The following is a 19177-nucleotide window of genomic DNA, read 5'->3' as shown; positions in this document are numbered from 1 at the left end:
ACGTCCCAGAACACGTCAGCCCGGCCTGCCCAGCTGGGAAAACCCAAATGCCCGGTGAACCGTTCGGAGACCGACACTTATGCGTCTGACCAGCGCAACAGAACTGGCGAGGCCGTCCACTGACAGCCCCGCTGAAATAGCTCAAAAAACGGAACCCAGTGCCCGCCCCAGTCACTGGAGACCCGACATCGAAGGCCTCAGGGCCGTGGCCGTAGGCGCGGTGATCGCCGCCCACATCGGGTTCTTCCACTCCGCCGGGGGCTACGTCGGCGTCGACGTCTTCTTCGTCATCTCAGGCTTCCTGATCACCTCGCTGCTGCTGCGCGAGATCCTCAAGACCGGCCGCGTCTCCATCACCGGCTTCTATGCCCGCCGCGCCGTCCGCCTCCTCCCCGCCGCCGCGACGGTGCTCCTGGCGACCCTGATCGCCACCTGGATCTGGCTGCCCAGAACCCGGTTGCAGGACATCGCCGCCGACGCCGCCACCGCCGCGCTCAACGTCATCAACCTCCGTCTGGCCCAGACCAACACGGATTACCTCAACTCCGACGTGGACCCGTCGCCGCTCCAGCACTTCTGGTCGCTCGCCGTCGAGGAGCAGTTCTACCTCGTCTGGCCGCTCATCCTGCTGGCCATCGCCCTCATCACCACCAAGCTCTACAGCGGCAAGTACATGCGCAAGGGCCTGCTGGAGAAGCGCCGCAAGTGGGTCATCGCCCTCTTCCTCATCGCGACCGCGGTGGTCTCCTTCTACCTCAGCGCCACCCAGACCGCCTCCGAGCCCGAGTGGTCCTACTTCGGCATCCACACCCGGGCTTGGGAACTCGCGGTCGGCGCGCTCATCGCCGTCGGCGCCAACCGGCTCGCTCGCGTCCCGGGGGCCCTGGCCGCGCTCGCCTCCTGGGCGGGACTTGCGATCATCGTCGCCTCCGTGTTCCTGTTGGACGACCACACCGTCTTCCCCGGCTACGCCGCCGCCCTCCCGGTCGCCGGCACCGCCATGGTCATCGCCGCCGGCTGCGTCCCGCACCGCTTCGGCGCCCAGATGCTGCTCGGCATCGCCCCCGCCCAGTACATCGGCAAGGTCTCCTACGGGCTGTACCTGTGGCACTGGCCGCTCATCATGATCGGCCCGGCCGCGCTCGGCATCGAGGAGCCGCGGCTGCGGCACTACATCATGCTCATGGGCGTCGCGTTCATCCTGACCGTCGCCACGTTCTACCTGGTCGAGCAGCCCGTCCGGACCCGCAAGCGGCTGGTCCAGGTGCCCTCGCGGGCGCTGGCCGTGGGCGGGGCGCTCATGTGCGTCTCGCTGGCCGCGTCCTTCGTCGCCATCACCCAGCCCACGCAGGACCTGGATGCCGGCGAGGCGGAGGCGATCACCGGCAACGACACCACCGTGTGGCAGCTGCTGAACGACTCCTCCGACGTCCAGGACGTCCCGATCAACCTCCAGCCGTCGCTGGACGAGGCCCGCGACGACAAGCCCTTCTCCTACGCCGAGGGCTGCATGACCATGGAGGGCGGCACCGACCTCGCCGAGGACTGCTGGTTCGGCGACCCGGACGGCGACAAGACCCTGGTGATGTACGGCGACTCCCACATCGCGCAGTGGTTCCCGCCGCTCAACCAGCTCGCGCAGGCCTCGGGCTGGAAGATGCTGGTGCTCACCAAGGCCGCGTGCTCGATTCCCGAGATCGAGGAGAACAACGACGACCGCGGCGGTCGCTACACCGAGTGCGAGGAGTGGCGCGAGAAGGCCCTCACGGAGATCGAGGACCTCGATCCCGACATGGTCATCGCCTCCAACTCGGACGACAAGCAGGTCATCGGCGACGACCCCGACCAGGAATGGGTCGACGGCTGGGTTGAGACCACCGAGCGCCTGCTGGACGTCACCAAGGACGTGTACGTCATCGGCGACACCGCCTGGGGCGTCGGCAATGTGCCCGACTGCCTCTCGGAGCACCCGGACGACGCGACCGAGTGCGTCAACAACCTCGACGACGCGATCAAGTTCCCTGAGCGCCGCGAGGAGGCCATGGCCGCCGTCGCGGACACCGGGGCGACCTATGTGGACCCGATCCCGTGGATCTGCGACACCGAGGCCGGTAAGTGTCCGGTGGTCGTCGGGAACCTGCTGGTCTACCGCGACTCGAACCACCTGTCCTCCAGCTTCTCGGCCGAACTGGCCCCGCAGCTGGCCGCCTCGATCCCCTTGGAAGTGCCGGAGGAGAAGGCCGACGACTCCGAGTCGAAGTAGCGGTTCTCCCAGCGGATGCCCTGCTCGGGAACGAAAGAGGCGGAGCGGGTTACAGGATAGTGGAGGTATCGAGGCGATCTCCCTGTGTCACAACGGGACTGGCTTGCGCTCGGATTCGAATGTAGGCTTTTCCCGTATCTTGTTGGCCTATAGGGAGAGTTGGACTCAATGAATCGAGTCGCACCATGGCTGAAGGCCGTCAACACGGTCCTGACTCCAACCATCGCCAACCGACGCAAGAAGATCGACAAGATCATCGAAAAGGCCGTCCACAATGCCGAAACTCGCATCGGCGGCACCCACTCGGGCGATGAGCAGTTCATCGATGACTACCGCTTCCTGCTGCGATGTTTCGCCGACATCGACGGGCTCAGCCCCACCGGCTGGTCCGGCATGATCAACGACGTGAGCACGCGCATCGAGAACCGGCTGCGCATCCGCAAGCTCCACGTCCAGCACCCCGAGATCGCGGCCGAACCCATCGAACGGCCCATCGTCATCGTCGGGATGCCCCGCACCGGCACCACCCTCCTCCACCGCCTCCTCGGCGCTCCGGAGGCCCACCGGGCCCCGCTGCTGTGGGAGCTCATGAGCACCGACCTCGGCGATATCTCGCAGGAGACTCGGGACGAATACCGCAAGCGGTCCGACCGGATCACCGTTGGCATGGACAAGGTCGCCCCGGACTTCCGCAACATCCACTCCATCGGCACCGATGAGCCGGAGGAGTGCGTCTTCCTGCTTCCGCACGGCCTGATGTTCGCCGTCCGGGCGGACTCGCCCCGCTACGTCCAGTGGATGCTCGAACGCGACTACACCGACGACTACCGCTACCTCAAACAGGGACTCCAGGTCCTCCAGCACGGTCGTCCCCGCCGCCGGTGGGTGCTCAAGTCCCCGGCACACCTGTGGAGTCTCGACGTCCTCCTCAAGACCTTCCCCGACGCCGAGATCGTGTGGACGCACCGCGAACCCGCGACCGTCCTCGCCTCGATGTGCTCGCTCGCGGAGACCTCGATGTCGCTTCACATGCACAAGCCCGACCCGCATTCGATCGGCCGCCAGTGGCTGGGCCTGCTCGCCACCGGCATCGACCGCACCCGGGCCGTCCGCCGCCAACAGCCGCGCGACACCATCATCGATGTGCCCTACGAGCACCTCACGAAGGAGGCCAGGGAGCGCATCCCCGAGCTGTTCGAACGCCTCGACACCCCGTGGGGCAAGGCGGAACAGGACACGCTCGAAACCGCCCTCGACCGTCCCGGCGGATCCGGTGGCCGCCACAAGTACGAGTTGAGCCCTTACGGAATCACCGAGACCGAGGTCAACCAGGTCTTCTCCGAGTACCGCCGCTTCATCGGCGATCTGGAGTAAATCTCACTGGCGCAAATCCCCACTGGATCGAATCCCACCGGGTTAGATCCCCACTGGCTCGAGGCGCTTCCCGGCGGGGCGTAGGTGACGCCGCCGATCAGCTGCTCGCCGTCCATCGCCACCAGGACCGTCGCGGTGAGGGTGCGCTCGGCGACCTTTCGCAGCTCGGCGGCGTAGCTGTCCTTGGCGCCGTGCAGGAAACCCCCTTCGAGATAGGCCTGGACGGTGACCTCACCGAGCGCCTGGTGCTCGGATTCGCGGACGGGACGGATCTGGAAACTCGCATCGGACGCAGTCATGTCGGCAATTCTGACCCAGAGGTCCGACATCGCACCACCGCGATTTCGTCGGACCGCTGTCGCACCCCCGTGAACAATCGAAACGGGGGGAGCTCCCGCTGCCCGATTTGCGACGACGCTCCGGGGCGCTCCCGAACTACAGGCGGGCGATTCGAAATTATCGATACCCCGTTCGGCCTCCGAATCGCTTGCCCCGCGTCCTCCGCGCCGGTTGAATCGGCAGCTGTGAATACTCCGTCGCTCATCCGCAACCCGATCCTCCCGGGATTCCACCCCGATCCGTCCATCGTGCGGGTCGGCGCCGACTACTACATCGCCACCTCGACCTTCGAATGGGCGCCCGGAATCCGCCTCCACCACTCGCGGGACCTGCGGCACTGGCGGACCCTCGGCGGCATCGCCGACTCGCCGCGACTGCTCGACGTCCACGGCGTCCCCGACTCGGGCGGCGTGTGGGCGCCGGACCTGACGTACGCGAACGGCCGCTTCCACCTGGTCTTCAGCGTCCTGGACAACTACGCCTACGGCTACAAGGACTGCGCCAACTACCTCATCACCGCCACCGACATCGCGGGTCCGTGGACGGACCCGGTCCGCCTGCCCGGCCGGGGATTCGACGCGGCGCTGTATCACGACGAGGACGGCGGCACCTGGCTGCTGAACATGGTGATGGGCTTCCGAGGGATTGAGATCCAGCAGCTGGAGGACGGCAAGGCCATCGGACGGCCCGAACTGATCCTGCGGGGGAGTTCGGCCGGTATCACCGAGGGCCCGCATCTCTATAAGAAGAACGGTTGGTACTACCTGCTGTGCGCCGAGGGCGGCACCGGCTTCAATCACGGAGCGATCGTCGCTCGCTCTCGTGACCTGAAGGGGCCCTATGAGGTCGACCCGAACGGCCCGCTGCTCACCACCCGCGACAAGCTCGACCTGGATCTCCAGAAGGCCGGTCACGGCTGCTTCGTGGAGACCGAGGCGGGGGAGTGGTACATGACGTACCTGACCTCACGGCCGTACACCGAGATCGAACCGAGCCCGCCGACGGACGCCCGCCAGCGCGACGTGACGGGCCGCTGCGTGCTCGGAAGAGAGACCGCGGTGGCGAAGGTCGAGTGGGATGCGGGCTGGCCCAGAATCGAGAACGCGGCCCCCGCGGTGGAGGTCGAGGCGCCCGCGCTGGAACCGCATCCCTGGCCCCGCGCCGACACTCGCGACGACTTCGAATCGCCGGAACTGGACCCGCGCTGGAACACCCTCCGCCGCCACGCGGACCCGGACTGGCTCAGCCTCACCGCCAGGCCGTCGCACCTGCGCATCCGCGGCGGTCAATCGCCGCACGGGAGGCGCACCCCGAGCCTGGTGGCGCAGCGGGTCACCGCGAAACAGGGGGTTCTCGAGGTCGGCATGGAGTTCACTCCGGAGACCGAACACCAGAGTGCCGGCATTGCGGCGTACTACAACAGCTTCAACTGGCACTTTCTTCAAGTGTCGCAGAAGGATGGAGCGTCGTGGCTGTCGCTGGTGACCTCCGATCGGGGCCGCTGCACGGTTGAGCGGATCGCCGAGGTGGGCCCGAGGCTTGAACTCCGAATCGCATTCGAGGGACCGAGGCTTCGTTTCGGCTACCGCGATCCGCATTCCGAGCAGCAGGTCGAATGGATTGACCTGAGCGAGGATCGCGACGCGACGATCCTGTCCGATGAACATGCGACGTGGGTCGAGAACGGAATGCTCCACGCCTTCGGTTTCACCGGAGCCTTTGTGGGCCTGTGGGTTCAGGACTTGGCGGATGAGGGCGGAAGCGCCGACTTCGACTACGCCGACTACCGTCCGGGTGCCTTAGGGTCCATAAGGGTTTTACGTGCGGCCCGGCCCCTGCCGCACCACCGTTCCTCACTGCACCGGCGTTATGTACGGGCCTGTCTGTGGCAGGTCCGCCGGGTCCTCGGGATACGGCAGCGGGACCACCGGGACGTACTTGCCGCCCGGATTCCCGTCGCGGTTCTCGTTGAAGCTCAGCGTCCCGCTCGCGCCGCGCACCACCTGCTCGCTGTTGAGCAGCAACAGGTGGTCGCGGACGTCCCCGGCCGTCGGCGGTTCCTCGCTCCACGGGTTGGTGATCCGTACGGCGCTCACCGCCGTCATGAGGGCGTCGTGGTAGGTGACCGCGTAGCCGTTGGCGAGGGCCTCCCGGCCGCCGCCCACCAGGTTCTCGAAGTGGGTCTGGAAGTCCGCGAAGCCCTCCGGCGTCTCGGCGCCGTCGCCCCAGCCGGGATCGGCCCCGGCGGCGTACAGCACCGACAGGTTGCCTTCCTCGATCCAGCCCAGGACCTCCTCGTCGGCCTGTAGGTCGGTGCCGGTGACCCCGAACAGGACCGTCAGCGGGTCGCTCTGGCAGGCGCGCAGGCTCAACGACTCGATGAAGACCTTCAGGTCGGGCTCGCGGCCGGCGAACAGGACCGCCTGGGCCTCCGACTCGCAGACGTTCTGGGTGATCGTGTCGAACACCTCCACACCGCCCTCCTCGATCGAGCGTCCCGGGAACGGCTGGTGGGAGGACGTCAGGTACTCGCTCAGGTGCTCCTCGTACGCGCTGCGCAGCGTCCGGGCGTACAGGTCGGTCTCGGCGTTGTCGTGGACCAGGACCGCCGAGGCGATGTCCTCGCGGCCGTCGACGTACTGCCGCAGCGCCATGGCGAAGTCGGTGTTGCTCGGCGCGGCGCGCAGCAGGCCGGGGATGATCCCGTTGTCGATGCCGTCGGCGGTGGTGACCCCGGTGACCATGGGGATCTCGTGCTTGGAGAGCCGGTACGCCGCGTCCATCGTGCGGTCGCTGCTGACCCCCTGGCCCATGACGGCCACGAGCGGCACCTCGTCGTCGGACATGTCCTCCAGCTCCGAGACCGGCACCTCCCAATGGGTCTGGCGGGCGCCCTCGTTCGCGAGGACCAGCTGCACCAGTGGATGCGGGTCGCCCAGTTCGCGGGTTCGGTTGGCGCGGTGCAGGGCCACCAGCGCCCCGTCGAGTGCGCTGCGGATGCGGTCGGCGCTCATCGCGCTGTCCTGCGTGGTCGTCAGCGTCGTCATGAGCGCGATCCGCACCAGCGGAAGACCTTCGGCCTCGGCTTCGGCCGCGGCCCATTCGTTCTCGTCCGCGATGTCCTCGTACACCTCCCGGTGCGCCTCGTCGAAGACGAACGAGCCGTCGCTGACCCCGACGCACTCGCCCTCCTTGAGGACGATCCCGTCCAAAGGAGAACCACACCGGACGTCGGGCCACACGAGCACGATGCTGACGACGCTCACGACCAGCACCATTGCCATCAACGAGCCGATGAGGGTACCCATCCACCGCTGCCAGCGGTCCCTGCCTTCGGACATCGCTCGGTCTCCTATTCCTCAGGGGTGATGTAGGTCTGGTTCTCCGCGTACTCCTCGGAGTAGGGCAGCGGTATGACCGGGACGTACTTGCCGCCGGGGTTGCCGCCCCGGTTGCGGTTGAAGCTGAGCGTCCCGCTCGCGCCCTGGACGGTGTTGTCGGTGTTGAGCAGCAGCAGACTCTCGGTCACCTCGGCCGCCGTGGGGGCGCCCTCGTCCTGCGGCCTGGTGATCCGCATGGCCCTGACCGCGATCGCGAGGGAGTCGTGGTAGGTGATCGCGTAGCCGTTGTCCAGGGAGACGGGGTCGGGGTCGACCAGGTCCTGGAAGTATCCGTGGAAGTCCGCGAAGCCCTCGGGGGCCGCCTTCTCACCGCGGGCCCAGCCGGGGTCGGCGCCGGTGGCGTGCAGGAGGGTGAGGTTCCCCGTCTCCAACTGGTCGAGCACCTCCTCGCCCCGCGGATACAGCCCGACCTCGACGAACATGACGGTGAGGTGCTCGGCCACGCACACCCGCTCGCTCAGCGCCTCGATGAAGACCTCGGCGTCGGGCGCGCGCCCGGCGAAGAAGACCATGTCCGGCTCGGCCGAGCAGATGTTCTGGGTGATCGGGTAGAACACGTCGGGCCCGCCCTGCTCCACCGATTGGCCCTTGAATGGCTGGTCGGAGAACTCGATGTAGTCGCCCAGCTGGGTCTCGTAGGCCTCGCGGAGCGTGGTGACGAAGGTGTCCTGCGCGATGTCGTCGTAGACGAGGATGCCGGTCTCCAGTTCGCCTTCGGGCCGGTCGTCGAGGTAGTGGCGCAGCGCCGTCGCGAAGTCGGTATTGCTGGGGGCGGTGCGCAGCAGGTTCTCGACGCTGTCGTTGTCGAGGTCGTCGGCGGTGGTCGCCCCGGTGATGACGGGGATGTCCGCATCCGAAAGCCGGGTGACGGACTCCCTGGTGGTCTCTGTGCCGATGGCGGGCCCCATGACGGCGATCAGCGGCACCTCGTCGTCGGTCATGTCCACCAGCTGCGACACGGCCATCGCCGAGCCCTGCTGGACGCTGCCCTCGTTGGCGAGGTGGAGCTGGACCAGCGGCTGCGGGTCGCCGAACTCGACGGTGTGGTTGGAACGGTGGAGCGCCACATAGGCGCCCTGGAGCGAACTGAGCACGACGTCGAGATTCACGGCGCTGTTGGCGGTGGTGGTGATCGGCATCAGCAGGCCCACCTTCACCAGCGCGACGCCCGAGCTCTCGGATTCGGCCTGGGCCCAGTCGTTCTCGGCCTTGATGTCCGCCTGGATCGCCGCGAGCGCGGGATCGAAGACGAACGAGCCGTCGGTGACGCCGACGCATTCGCCCTCCTGGAAGCGGATGCCGTCGAACGGGCCGCCGCAGCGGGCGTCGGGCACGGTGGTGATCACGAAGTAGGCCAGCAGGATCGATCCCAGCGCGATGACCGTGCCGATGACGACCCGCTTGCGCTGCTTCCATCTCTGACGTCCGTTGGACATGCTCTCTCCTCAAGCGTGTGTGCGGGGCCGGCAGGGGCGTGTGGTGGAGCCAGGCCGTTCGGTACCACCACACACCCCCTAGTGCCAGTCCTCGGCCAGCCGTTCGTGCCGGTCGGCTTCCTCGATCAGGTCTGCGGGGCGGTCGGCATAGGGCGCGACCTGGCGGTAGTCCAGCGAGATCTGCCGGTGCAGGCTGCGTCGCTCCGAACCGGTGGTCGGGGAGGCGGCGAGCCACAGCCCGGCGACCAGGTGGGCGATGTGGGCGAGTTGGGGCCGCGCGGGGTCCATGATGGATTTCGCGAGGGCGACCTGCCGCGAGTAGGGCTCGCCGGTCCCGTCGCCTCCCTGGCGGGGCGCCTTGGTGACCTCCCTGAGCAGGTCCAGCCAGCGCCCCTCCAGATCCTGCCCGGACAGTCGGTCGGCGAGCACTTTGGACACGGCGGCGAGGTCGCCGCCCGCGAGCGCGTGGTGCAGTTCGCCGGCCAGGTCGCCTCGGGTGCGGCACCAGACCCGCAGGGTCGCGTGGACCTCCTTCCAGCTCCATTCGCCGTCGCCGCGCCGGGCGAGGCGCCGGGACAGGAGCCATCGCAGCAGGGCGTGGGCGGCAGTGCCGCTCTCCTCGGACCACAGGTCGGATTGGAGGATGAGGGCGGGGTCGGCGAGGACGCTTCCCTTGCGCGCCTTGGCGAGGTGGTCGGCTTCGGTCTGGTTCCGGGCGGCGGAGAAGGTGATGAAGGCGTCAAGGGCCGCGTCGGGGAACGGGAGCGGGCCCGACTCGACGAGCAGATGGTTCACGAGGTCCTGGTAGAGCCGGTCTTCGAGGCTGCGGTGGTCAGGCCCGTCGGTCGAGGCCTGGGCCAGGAGCGCGTCGATGCCGGTGGCGGACTCCGGTTTCGCGCAGGCGGTCCGGACGAGCGCGGCGGCAGCGGCGGGGTAGCCGGTGGTCTGGTGGATGAGTTTGGGCAGCCATTCCTGCTCGTCGACCTCGGGCAGGTCGGAGGCGAGCCATTCCACGTCGTTCTCGGTGAAGGCGGGAACGGGGTGCACTTCCATTGAGGCGCCGCCGATGGGTTCGCGGCTGGCGGTGACGACCAGGAGGGGTTCGGCGCGGGCGGCGGTGTGCTGGAGTTGGCTGCGCAGGTGGCGGAAGTGGCGCAGGAACTGGGTGCCGACGCGGCTGTCGGCATTGTCGAGCAGGACGACGCACGAGAGCCAGCCGGGCCGTGAGAGTCTGCCGCGGCCATAGGCGTCGCGCAGGTCGGCGAGGAAGGCGTCCACCAGGAGCTCGTCGCGTTCGCGGAACAGGCGGGGCGTCTGGGCGGTGCGATTGAGGTGGGCGAGCGCGTCTTCGGGGTGGATGGTGCGTCCCTGGTCGCGGTGTCCGAACCATTTCTGGAAGCGGCGGCGGGCGAGCGGGCGGCTCATGAGGAAGGAGATCGCGGCGGTCACGATCATTTCGACGGGGGTGCGCAGCAGCGCGAGCGGCATCTGCACGAGCGACTGGAAAACGTCGCCGAGCACGCCGCCGCCCACTTCGGGAACGCGGCGGCTGCGGGAGGCCTTGCGCGTCAGTCGCTTCAGTCGGCGGTAGGCGTGTCCCTGGTCGGTGAAGTCGACGGGCTGCTCGGTCACCGCCAGCGCGAGTTCAAGGCGGCGGAAGGGGATGCGGCCGTACCCGGGGCTGCGTCGTCCGAGCTGGAACTTGATCTCCTCGAGCATTTTGGGGAGGTCTTCCAGCTTGGGGTAGTCGCTGCTGTCGACGAGTGCGTGCGGGGGTTCTTCGTCCGCTTCGTACCACTTGTCGAGCTGGCGCAGCAGGGTGGTCTTGCCGAATCCGGGAGGTCCGGTGAAGTTGAGGACGGGCGGGCGTTCGGATTCGGGGCCGGGGGCCTTGAGGTAGCGGCCGGTCTGGTCCCTTGAGGCCTTTCGGGGGACGGATCTGGGTCCTATGAGCGGAGTTGGTCTCGGGGACATCACAGCATTCCTGTCGGGGTGCTGTCGGCGGGCATGACGTTCGCGCCTTGGGGTCAAGTCACGGGAGTCGGGGCGCCGGGGGATGACAGCTCGACTTGATCTGGGGGGCAACGTTTTCCTGTGCGGTCCATCATATCGCGTGGGCGCGAACCGCAGGGTACGGAGCCGGGGCCGTGGGGCGCGGGTGCCTCGGGGTGGGCTTGGTCTGGGCCGGCGAGGCGCCTGGCCGGAACCGTTAGTCGGACTCCCACCGGAGCAGATCCCCGGGCTGGCATTCCAGGACTTCGCAGAGTGCGGCGAGGGTGGTGAACCGGACCGCCTTGGCGCGGCCGTTCTTGAGGACCGACAGGTTGGCGGGGGTGATGCCGACGCGGTCCGCCAGCTCGCCCACGGACATCTTCCGCTTGGCCAGTACCACGTCGATATCGACGACGATCGGCATCAGATCACCTCGTCCAGCTCGTCGCGCAGTTGCGTCGCTTCGGCATCGCGCGCGACGGCCTGGGCCAGCAGTGCCCGCATCACGAGCACGACGAGCGCGATACCCACGACGGCTATGCCGACTCCGCCCACGAGGAGCACCATTCCCGGGGGGACCTCTTCGCCCGGCGCCAGCACGAACCCGAACGCGAATACCAGTACGGCGGCCGCCGCGAAAGCACCGATCACGACGTCCACGTAGCGGAAAGCGGCGTTGGAGAACACTGTTCCCCGCTTCACCATGGTGACGAGTTTCCAGACGCAGACCAGGACCACCTGCATCGCGACGACGCCGAGGACCACGATCACGAGACCCGCGACGAGTTGGCTCGGAAGCGGCCCATCGGACCACTCCTCGTCCTGGACCACGATCGGCACCATCACGGACTGAACGAACAACGAGCCGGCGCCCAACATGACGATCACGACGCGCAACGCCAGCACTGTAAGCTTCCCCATTTCTCCTCCTTCGATCGATTGGCAATAGAAATATATCGTTAATCGATAGATAGGACAAGAGGGGATCCGAGCGGATCTGGCCTGAGTTCGTGCGCCGCCGTCCCTCTCGGCCTCACTCGGCGGGCGGTTGCCTTTGTGCCGCGAGGAAGGTTCTGCGACCGCTCCGGGTGGTTCGGCAATGCCGCACCAGCAGTCAAATTTGGACCCAGGCGTGCCGCAGATGCCTTGTTTGCAACTTTATTCTCATTTATCTCTTTGAGACAAAATCATCCCTAGTCATTGACTCATTACATATTTATGGTCTTAAATTAGTATTTGGACGGTGCAATCTGGTCACAAGCCGGAGAGCCGATCCTTGCGCAGGTATTCGCCCGGAACGATTCCAACACCCCAACCCGAGCCCCTGCGGCGCAATGTCTCCGATCCCTCTGCCTCTTGTCCAGCAGTCGGAAGACTGCCCATAGCCCAGAAAAGGATCCAACATGAAAACCCTCCGAAAGGCTTCTGTGATCGCCGGGGCCTTCGCCCTGGTGGCGGGCCTGATCACCACCGCGGCGGGCCCGGCGGCCGCCGCATCTCACTTCCAGAATCCGCCGCCCGACCAGATCGTCATCGACGTCGCCACCGTCAACGGCTCCGGGTGCCCGGCGGGCACCGCCGCGGTCGCGGTCAACGAGGGCAACACCTCCTTCACCGTGACCTACAGCGAGTACCTCGCCCAGGCGGGCGGCAATTCGGACCCCACCGATTTCCGCAAGAACTGCCAGCTCAACCTGATCGTGCACATCCCGTCGGGCTTCACCTACGCGATCGCGAGGGCCGACTACCGCGGCTTCGGGCACCTCGAACCCGGCGCCACCGGCTTGCAGAAGGCGAGCTACTACTTCTCAGGCGACTCGGCGACCTCCAGCGTCACCCATGACCTGGCGGCCCCGCACAGCGACAACTGGCAGTTCACCGACGAGGTCGAGACCGACCAGCTCAGCTACAAGCCGTGCGGCGAGGAGCGGAACTTCAACATCAACACCGAAGTCCGAGTGTCCGCGGGCACCGACCCCACCAAGAAGAGCTTCATGACCATGGACTCCACGGACGGCGACATCAACACCATCTACCACTTCGCCTGGAAGCGATGCCCGGCGGATAACTGAGGAGGACACCGCGTTCTGACAACCACGTCCTGACAACCACGTCCGCGGCCCGGCACCATCTCGGTGCTGGGTCGCGGACCCTCGGCCGCCTTCCACGGCGATCCATCACCGTTCCCTCATGGCACGCTCCCCTGCGATTGAGCCGCCGCGGTCCGGGCACTCCGATCTCGGTCGATCCGCCCCGAGATCAGTCGATCGCGGGACAATGATGTCGACCTGCCGCCTATCGAGCCGGAGGCGCTCATGAGCCACGCACCGTTCGTCATCGTCGGAGGCGGTCTCGCCGCGGCCAAGGCCGCCGTGACGCTCCGCGACGAGGGCTACGAGGACGACCTCGTCATCGTCACGGGTGAAGCCCATCGCCCGTACGAGCGGCCGCCACTGTCGAAGGACTACCTGCGCGGCGAGGCGGACCGTTCGGCCGTGTTCACCGTCGACGAGGACTGGTTCGCCCGGAACGCCGAGCTGCGGACCGGCGAGCCCGCGACCGGGCTCGACCCGGCCGCCCGGCGGCTCTCGCTTGCCGACGGCTCCACCGTCGACTACAAGAAGCTCCTACTCGCCACCGGTTCCAACCCGCGCCCGCTCCCCATCCCGGGCTCGGACCTCCAGAACGTGCACCTGCTGCGCACGGTCGAGCAATCCGACCTCCTGGCAAGTGCTCTGCACGAGTCCGAGAGGGTGGCGATCGTCGGCGACGGCTGGATCGGCATGGAAGTCGCCGCCTCCGCGCGGCAGCTCGGGCGGGAGGTCACGGTGTTCGGGCTCGGCGCGGAGCCGCTCGAACGCGTCCTCGGGCCCGAGATGGGCCTGGTATTCGCCAAGCTCCACACCGACCACGGCGTGGACCTGCGGCGACGTACCCAGGTCGCAAAGATCCTCGGCGAGGACGGCAAGGCCACGGGCGTCGAGACTGAGGACGGCAAGCGCGTTGAGGCCGACATCGTGCTCATCGCGGTCGGCGCGACCCCGAACACCGGCCTCGCGGTCGAGGCTGGCATCAACCTGCGCGCCAAGGACCTCGGCGGCGGCATCGCCGTCGACGGGACGCTGCGGACGAGCGGCCCGGACATCTGGGCCGCGGGGGACATCGCGAGCATTCCGTCCTCCCGCTACGGACGCCCGATCCGGGTGGAGCACTGGCAGACCGCGCTCGACACCGGCCCGCACGCGGCGAAGGCGATGCTCGGGGCCGAGGAGCCCTACGACAAGTTGCCGTACTTCTTCACCGACCAGTACGACCTGGGCATGGAGTACCTCGGCTTCGTCGCGGGCCCGGACGCCTACGACGAGGTGGTGGTCTCCGGTTCGGTTGAGTCGCTGGAGTTCGTGGTCTTCTGGACCAAGGGCGGCCGGGTGCTCGCGGGGATGGCCGTGAACACCTGGGAGCGCATGGCCGAGCTCGAGTCGCTCATCCGGGCGGAGGAGCCGCCGGGCACCGAGGCGCTGCAGTCGTTCCGCTGACGGGTTCGCCCAGGTCGGCTACGGGTACTCCGCTTAGCAGGAAAGGGCATCGGAGCGGTTCTCAAGGCCGCTCTGGTGACGGTGTTGAACACACAGGTCATCGAGAGCAGCGCATACACCTTCCACAGGCCCCAGCAACACCACAGGGCTCCCGGGGGTACAACGAAACCCAACACGACCTTGGCGTACTCGCTGCGCTGGAAGGACTCTGAGGTCGGCCCCACATCGCTGCCGCCAACCCATCGTCGGCACTCGATCGTCTCGCTCGGCTTGCCGTGCCTGGCGTATGAGCTCGTTCGAACCGGGACTGAAGGCCTATCAGGAGGTTCGTCCGTCCCGGGCCAGTCGTCTGGCTGTCGGGGCGCGCAGGTGGGTTGGGCTTCAAACTCATCAGCGACAGTGGAGGTCAGCCCGGTCCAGGGTCAGTCGGCTGACTGTCGGGGTGGGTACAGGTTGGGGTTCAGACGGATCAGCGACAGCGGAGGTCTGTCTGGTGCGGTGGCGGTCTACTGGCTGTCGGGGTGCGTGGAGCTTGGGCTTCAAACTGATCAGCGATGGAGAGGTGGCCTTCCGCTTCGGCCCGGCCGCTGGCTGTCAGGGTGCGCATCGCTTGGGGTTCAGACGATCAGCGATGGAGTGGTGTGGCGGGTGCCTGGCGTTCGTTGTCGGGGTGAGGTGTTCAGGTGGGCCGGTGCGGGCCGTGTGGGTGGGGTGTGGGCCGGTGCGGAGTGGTTGGGGGCTGGTTCGGCCTGTGGGCATGGCGAGGGGCCCGTCCCTGAGTCCCGTTTCGGGGTGGGTCGGGCTGCGGTCCTTTGATGGTCCGCTTCCCCCGCCGCCGTTGCTGCCTGGCGGCGGGGCACCGTAACCGGTCGGCTGGTTCGGGTTCGGGAGTGGTTGGTGTGCGGAAGCGTTCTCGTGCTCTGGCTTTGGCTTGCTTGAGGTCCATGCCGATTCGGTGGAGCGCATAGGCGTCGAGAACATCCCTCAAGTCCCGGCCTGGGACTTGGGCGTGTTCTTCGGGGTAGAGGCCGGTGGGGAAGGCATCGTCGGGCCCGTTCCTGAAGTCCTCATCGAGGTCGATGCTGCTGCGGTGGTCTTCGCAGCCGTACCCGCAGCCGCTACCGGTGCTGCCTTCGTCTGCCGAGTATTCGCCCATGTCGGCCGGGGCCGCTTCGTGTCCATCGTGGTGGACGATCAGAGCCTGGCCGGGGCCGGTCTTGGTCACGCTCCAGCCGGGAGTGTGGATGCGGCCGTGGTGGAACCGGCACAGCAGGATCAGGTTGTCCGCGACCGTCTCGCCACCATCGGCCCAGTGTGCGATGTGGTGCGCTTCGGTCCAGGCGACCGGCCGGTCGCAGCCCCGCCAGGCGCACCCGCCCTGCTGCTCAGCCTCGAGCTTCCTACGGAGGGCGGTGTTGGGGAGGCGTTCTTCACGGCCGAGCTCAACTACTTCCCCGGTCGCATAGTCGAAGACCATGGGGATGATGTCGGCCTCGCAGGCCAGGAGGCGGGCCTTGGCGACCGAGACCGGGTCCCCGTCCAGGCGCGGGGTCCGCTCGGGGTGCTCGGTCAGGTCGATGTCTCCGCGCAGCGTCTCGATGTCCACTGAGAGGGACAGGGTCGCGGTGTGCCCGTGCCGCTTCGGTGCATTGGGGTCAGTGCCATAGGAAGCGAGCATCTGGTGGAGGGCTTCAGCGTTCCGGTTCGCGGCCGCGGGCAGGTCCCCGTCTTGGTCGGTCTCGTCTTGGCGGGGCGGGGGAACCGAGGTGGCGAGCATCTTGGCGAACAGGGCACCGGTGTCGGCCGACAACTGCCCGTTCAAAGCCCACATGCCATTGCGCTGAAGCCCGAGCTCCACATACTGCAACGACTGCTCCCCGAGCCCTTCGAACAGTTCAGCGCTCTCAGCGAGGGACGCTTCGATCTCGGCCAGGTGCGCCTTCAGGTCTTTGAACGGTGCGTGCGCGCAGTACTGGACGATCAGGGCTTCGGGGGTCGTGCAGGACACCGCAGCGTCGAAGGGGGAGGCCACGGCTTCGCGGTAGGGAGTCCGGGCGTAGAGGCGCATCGCGGGGGTCTTGTCCAACTGCCTGACCGCGTAAGCGACGGGGTCGATCCGGGCCGCCTGGGAGGTCGCCGCCTCGGCCAGGAGGGTGAACTTCTTGGCACGTCTGGCGATCGTGGCCAGGTCCGAGGCGGTCTGGGTGTGGAAGTCGAAGGTCGAGACCAGCCACTCCCGCAGGGCGGAGAACCCGTCGAAGTCGCGGTGGATGTTCGCCGCCTTCGCATCGATCACCGAGGCCAACACCTGGGCGTGAGCGGAATTGATCAGAGCGGCCTGCGCATCGAGGACGGAGTGGATGGCCTCGGACTTGCCCCGCCGGTCAGAACCGGCCTGTGTGGTAGTGGTGTGACTGGTGGCCATCTATCTCACCTCCTCGGGGAGGCTGTGTCTCGAACAGTTCGCCTGTCTTAGTGTTCCTGTTCTATGACTCAATGGTGCCACATGACGGGTTCGATGGCATCACTCGATCGGGTGAATATGGCAGTGTCTTCCCTGGTCAAGTACCTCGTACCCCGCGGTCGGGCGTGTCGCCAATCGGCACCCCCCGATCTCAACGATGCCCCCGAGGACCGACACGACTCGGTGCCACTGCCACCCGCGGTCGGGCGCGTCGCGCGGACACCCTCCCCACTCCTCCGTCGCTGATGCCTGAAGACCGACCCGAACGGTGCGGGCAATGGCGAACCGGCCCGGGGTAACCCGCTACCGCTTCTTCGCTGCCTCAGTGCACCGGTTCCGTTCGGGGACACCGATTTCGCCAGCGCACGCGTTCCCAATGCCGGTCTCCCCGGGCGGCGAAACCGGCCTCAGGGAACTGTTCGCCTTTGGTCGCTGATCGATCCCCGGCAAAACCAACGCCCCCAGTCACATTGGCCAGGGGCGATTGTCGTTCCTCATGGTCCCGGTCTAGCAGGTTCGGATGTACGACCACGGAGTGATGTTCACCGAGATGGAAAACTTTGCCATCTTGCTCCACACCAGATGTCCGTTGGCGTCGTATGCCCTGGTTACCGTTCCTGAAATATTGTTGGTGATGAGCGCTGTGCCTTCCCAGCTCGTCAGCTCAATCAACGTACATGTGGGGAAGACATGCAATTTGCCTCCGAGCTCGATGCAGAACGATCCCTCGGGGCAGCTGATGGTGCTGGACAACAGATCCGACTTCGAACGCAGCCGAGCGACGGTGACGTTGCGGCCGTTGGAACCGGCTTCGGTTGTCGTGGGTCCGGATGCGACGGTTTGAGCGGCGAATTCGCCTTCGGTGTCGGCGGACGCCGATGCGGCCGTCGGCCACAAGAGGGCGATGGCGCTAACCATCGCGATGACGAAATAACTGAGTCTTCTCATTTGCGCAGTTCTCCTATCGATACGTTGAGGCATCTCCTGATGCAGCGGGGTTCGACGGATGTTCTTGTACGGGCGGGGGATTCCGACATCGACTCCGCTGCTTCATTCACGGTGACCGCCGGTCGCACGGATTCTGCACGGCTCTCCCGCGCAGGAGGGCAGGGCAGTCCCACGTGACTGCGGTTCCATTCCGTGTTCGCGCAGACCAGTGCCTCAACGTGTCCCGGTCGCGCTCCGCGTGAACCGGCCTGCCCTCAAATGCTCAGTGGCTGAGGTGCTTCGGCGGGGCGACCGAATCTCTGACCACGATGTGGGTTCCGAGAACCACCTGGTCGTCGCCGGTTTCGGAGCGGCCCAGGCCGAGGCGGACCGCCTCCTTGCCGAGTTGCTCGTGGGGGACGTGCACGGTGGTGAGGGCCGGGGTCAGGTCGGAAGCGAGGGGAATGTCGTCGAAGCCGACCACGGACATGTCCTCGGGCACCCGCACCCCGGCCTCCCGCAGCGCCTTCAGCGTGCCGGCGGCGACCATGTCCGTCGCCGCGAAGATGGCGGTGACGTCGCTGCGTTCGGCCAGGAGATGCCGGGTCATCTCGCGGCCGCTGGCCTTCGAGAAATGGCCGTGGATCAGCAGGGACTCGTCCACCTCGACGTCGTAGTCGGCGTGGGCGCGACGGAAGCCGGCCATGCGCTCATCCGTGGTGGAGAGTCCGACGCCGAACCCCATGTAGCAGATCTTGCGATGCCCGGCCGAGAGCAGGTACGCGGTCATCGCGTACGACCCACCCTCATTGTCGTAGTGCACCACCGTGGCCGGAACGTCCTCTCCGAGGGACGGCCGCCCGCACAGAACCAGCCGTGAGCCGGACTTGTCGAGGACGGTGGCGAAGTAGCGCATTCGCTCGGCGTATTTCGGGTCGTCCCAGGCGCCGCCGACGACGATGACCGCCTCGGCGTGCTGCTCGCGCATCAGCTCCACGACCGCGAGCTCCCGCTCCGGGTCTCCATGCGTCGTGCACAGCAGACACAGCCGCCCCTGCGAGGAGGCTTCCTGCTCGACGCCGCGAGCGATGAAGGCGTAGAACGGTCCGGTGACGTCGTCCACCACGAACGCCACGGTCTTCGTCGTCGCCCCGGCCAGCGCGCGGGCGTGGGCGTTGACCACGTAATCGAGCTCCCGCATGGCCCGCAGGACCTTCGCGCGGGTCGCGGGTGCGACCGGGTAATTCCCGGCCAGCACCCGCGAGACCGTCGGCACCGATACCCCGGCGAGCGCGGCGACGTCCCTAATGGTGGGGCGCTTTCCGTTTTCCGTACTCGACTTCTTGGGCACCAGAGGCCTTCTCTCAGCGTTCGCTCTTCGTTGGGCTTGCCCTCAGCCTAGTTCAATTAGAACGGCTGTCCCAGGTCGGAGCGTTGCCGACTCG

13 protein-coding genes are annotated in these 19177 nt (G+C 67.1%); 5 read left to right on the top strand and 8 right to left on the bottom strand.

All coding sequences use genetic code 11. The features are described 5' to 3' along the window. Nucleotides 1–79: 79 nt before the first annotated feature. Together FAB82_RS20935 and FAB82_RS20930 are read left to right on the top strand one after the other, a co-directional pair. Entirely contained in the window at nucleotides 80–2263 is a 2184-nt protein-coding gene (locus FAB82_RS20935) for an acyltransferase family protein (RefSeq protein WP_136536499.1), read from the top strand. Between the two features lie 168 nt (nucleotides 2264–2431). After that, a complete protein-coding gene (locus tag FAB82_RS20930; protein WP_136536498.1) occupies nucleotides 2432–3637 on the top strand; it encodes a sulfotransferase family protein in 1206 nt (401 codons plus the stop codon). On the opposite strand, the gene FAB82_RS20925 is transcribed toward FAB82_RS20930, so the two are convergent. Continuing rightward, the gene (locus FAB82_RS20925; RefSeq protein ID WP_136536497.1) at nucleotides 3565–3936 is read right to left on the bottom strand and encodes a hypothetical protein; all 372 of its coding nucleotides are present in this window, start codon (nucleotides 3934–3936) and stop codon (nucleotides 3565–3567) included. The genes FAB82_RS20930 and FAB82_RS20925 overlap by 73 nt on opposite strands. Before the next feature lie 225 nt (nucleotides 3937–4161). On the opposite strand from FAB82_RS20925, the gene FAB82_RS20920 reads away from it, so the two are divergent. Further along, a complete protein-coding gene (locus FAB82_RS20920) occupies nucleotides 4162–6285 on the top strand; it encodes a glycoside hydrolase family 43 protein (protein ID WP_136536496.1) in 2124 nt (707 codons plus the stop codon). A gap of 1043 nt (nucleotides 6286–7328) precedes the next feature. On the opposite strand, the gene FAB82_RS20915 is transcribed toward FAB82_RS20920, so the two are convergent. The 4 genes from FAB82_RS20915 to FAB82_RS20900 form a co-directional block, all read right to left on the bottom strand. Next, on the bottom strand, nucleotides 7329–8813 hold the full coding sequence (locus tag FAB82_RS20915; protein WP_136536495.1) for an ABC transporter substrate-binding protein: 1485 nt from the start codon (nucleotides 8811–8813) through the stop codon (nucleotides 7329–7331). Between the two features lie 78 nt (nucleotides 8814–8891). Then, complete coding sequence (locus FAB82_RS20910) at nucleotides 8892–10787, bottom strand: hypothetical protein (protein WP_136536494.1); 1896 nt, start codon at nucleotides 10785–10787, stop codon at nucleotides 8892–8894. A gap of 235 nt (nucleotides 10788–11022) precedes the next feature. Then, nucleotides 11023–11229: a helix-turn-helix domain-containing protein gene (locus FAB82_RS20905; RefSeq protein WP_136536493.1), complete on the bottom strand. Its 207-nt coding sequence runs from the start codon at nucleotides 11227–11229 to the stop codon at nucleotides 11023–11025. Then, nucleotides 11229–11726 (bottom strand): DUF2975 domain-containing protein, encoded by a 498-nt coding sequence (locus tag FAB82_RS20900; protein WP_136536492.1) that lies wholly within the window; start codon nucleotides 11724–11726, stop codon nucleotides 11229–11231. Before FAB82_RS20900 ends, FAB82_RS20905 begins: the two co-directional genes overlap by 1 nt. 482 nt (nucleotides 11727–12208) lie before the next feature. Between FAB82_RS20900 and FAB82_RS20895 the strand changes: the two genes are divergently transcribed. After that, entirely contained in the window at nucleotides 12209–12877 is a 669-nt protein-coding gene (locus FAB82_RS20895) for a DUF4360 domain-containing protein (RefSeq protein WP_136536491.1), read from the top strand. 243 nt (nucleotides 12878–13120) lie between these two features. Further along, nucleotides 13121–14341, top strand: a complete 1221-nt coding sequence (locus FAB82_RS20890; RefSeq protein ID WP_136536490.1) for an NAD(P)/FAD-dependent oxidoreductase — start codon at nucleotides 13121–13123, stop codon at nucleotides 14339–14341. 679 nt (nucleotides 14342–15020) lie between these two features. On the opposite strand, the gene FAB82_RS20885 is transcribed toward FAB82_RS20890, so the two are convergent. The 3 genes from FAB82_RS20885 to FAB82_RS20875 all read right to left on the bottom strand — a co-directional run bounded on the left by FAB82_RS20885 (nucleotide 15021) and on the right by FAB82_RS20875 (nucleotide 19083). After that, the gene (locus FAB82_RS20885; RefSeq protein ID WP_136536489.1) at nucleotides 15021–16766 is read right to left on the bottom strand and encodes an HNH endonuclease signature motif containing protein; all 1746 of its coding nucleotides are present in this window, start codon (nucleotides 16764–16766) and stop codon (nucleotides 15021–15023) included. A gap of 546 nt (nucleotides 16767–17312) precedes the next feature. Further along, entirely contained in the window at nucleotides 17313–17753 is a 441-nt protein-coding gene (locus FAB82_RS20880; protein WP_136536488.1) for a hypothetical protein, read from the bottom strand. Nucleotides 17754–18015: 262 nt separating this feature from the next. Further along, nucleotides 18016–19083 carry a LacI family DNA-binding transcriptional regulator gene (locus tag FAB82_RS20875; RefSeq protein ID WP_136536487.1) on the bottom strand — a complete coding sequence of 356 codons (1068 nt, stop codon included), beginning with the start codon at nucleotides 19081–19083 and terminating at the stop codon, nucleotides 18016–18018. Nucleotides 19084–19177 lie beyond the last annotated feature (94 nt).

The organism is Glycomyces buryatensis (genome assembly GCF_004912275.1).
In the GTDB taxonomy this organism is placed as follows: Bacteria; Actinomycetota; Actinomycetes; order Mycobacteriales; family Micromonosporaceae; genus Glycomyces; species Glycomyces buryatensis.
The sequence above is the reverse complement of the archived record's forward strand: the minus strand, read 5'-3'. Positions and strand labels throughout refer to the sequence as shown.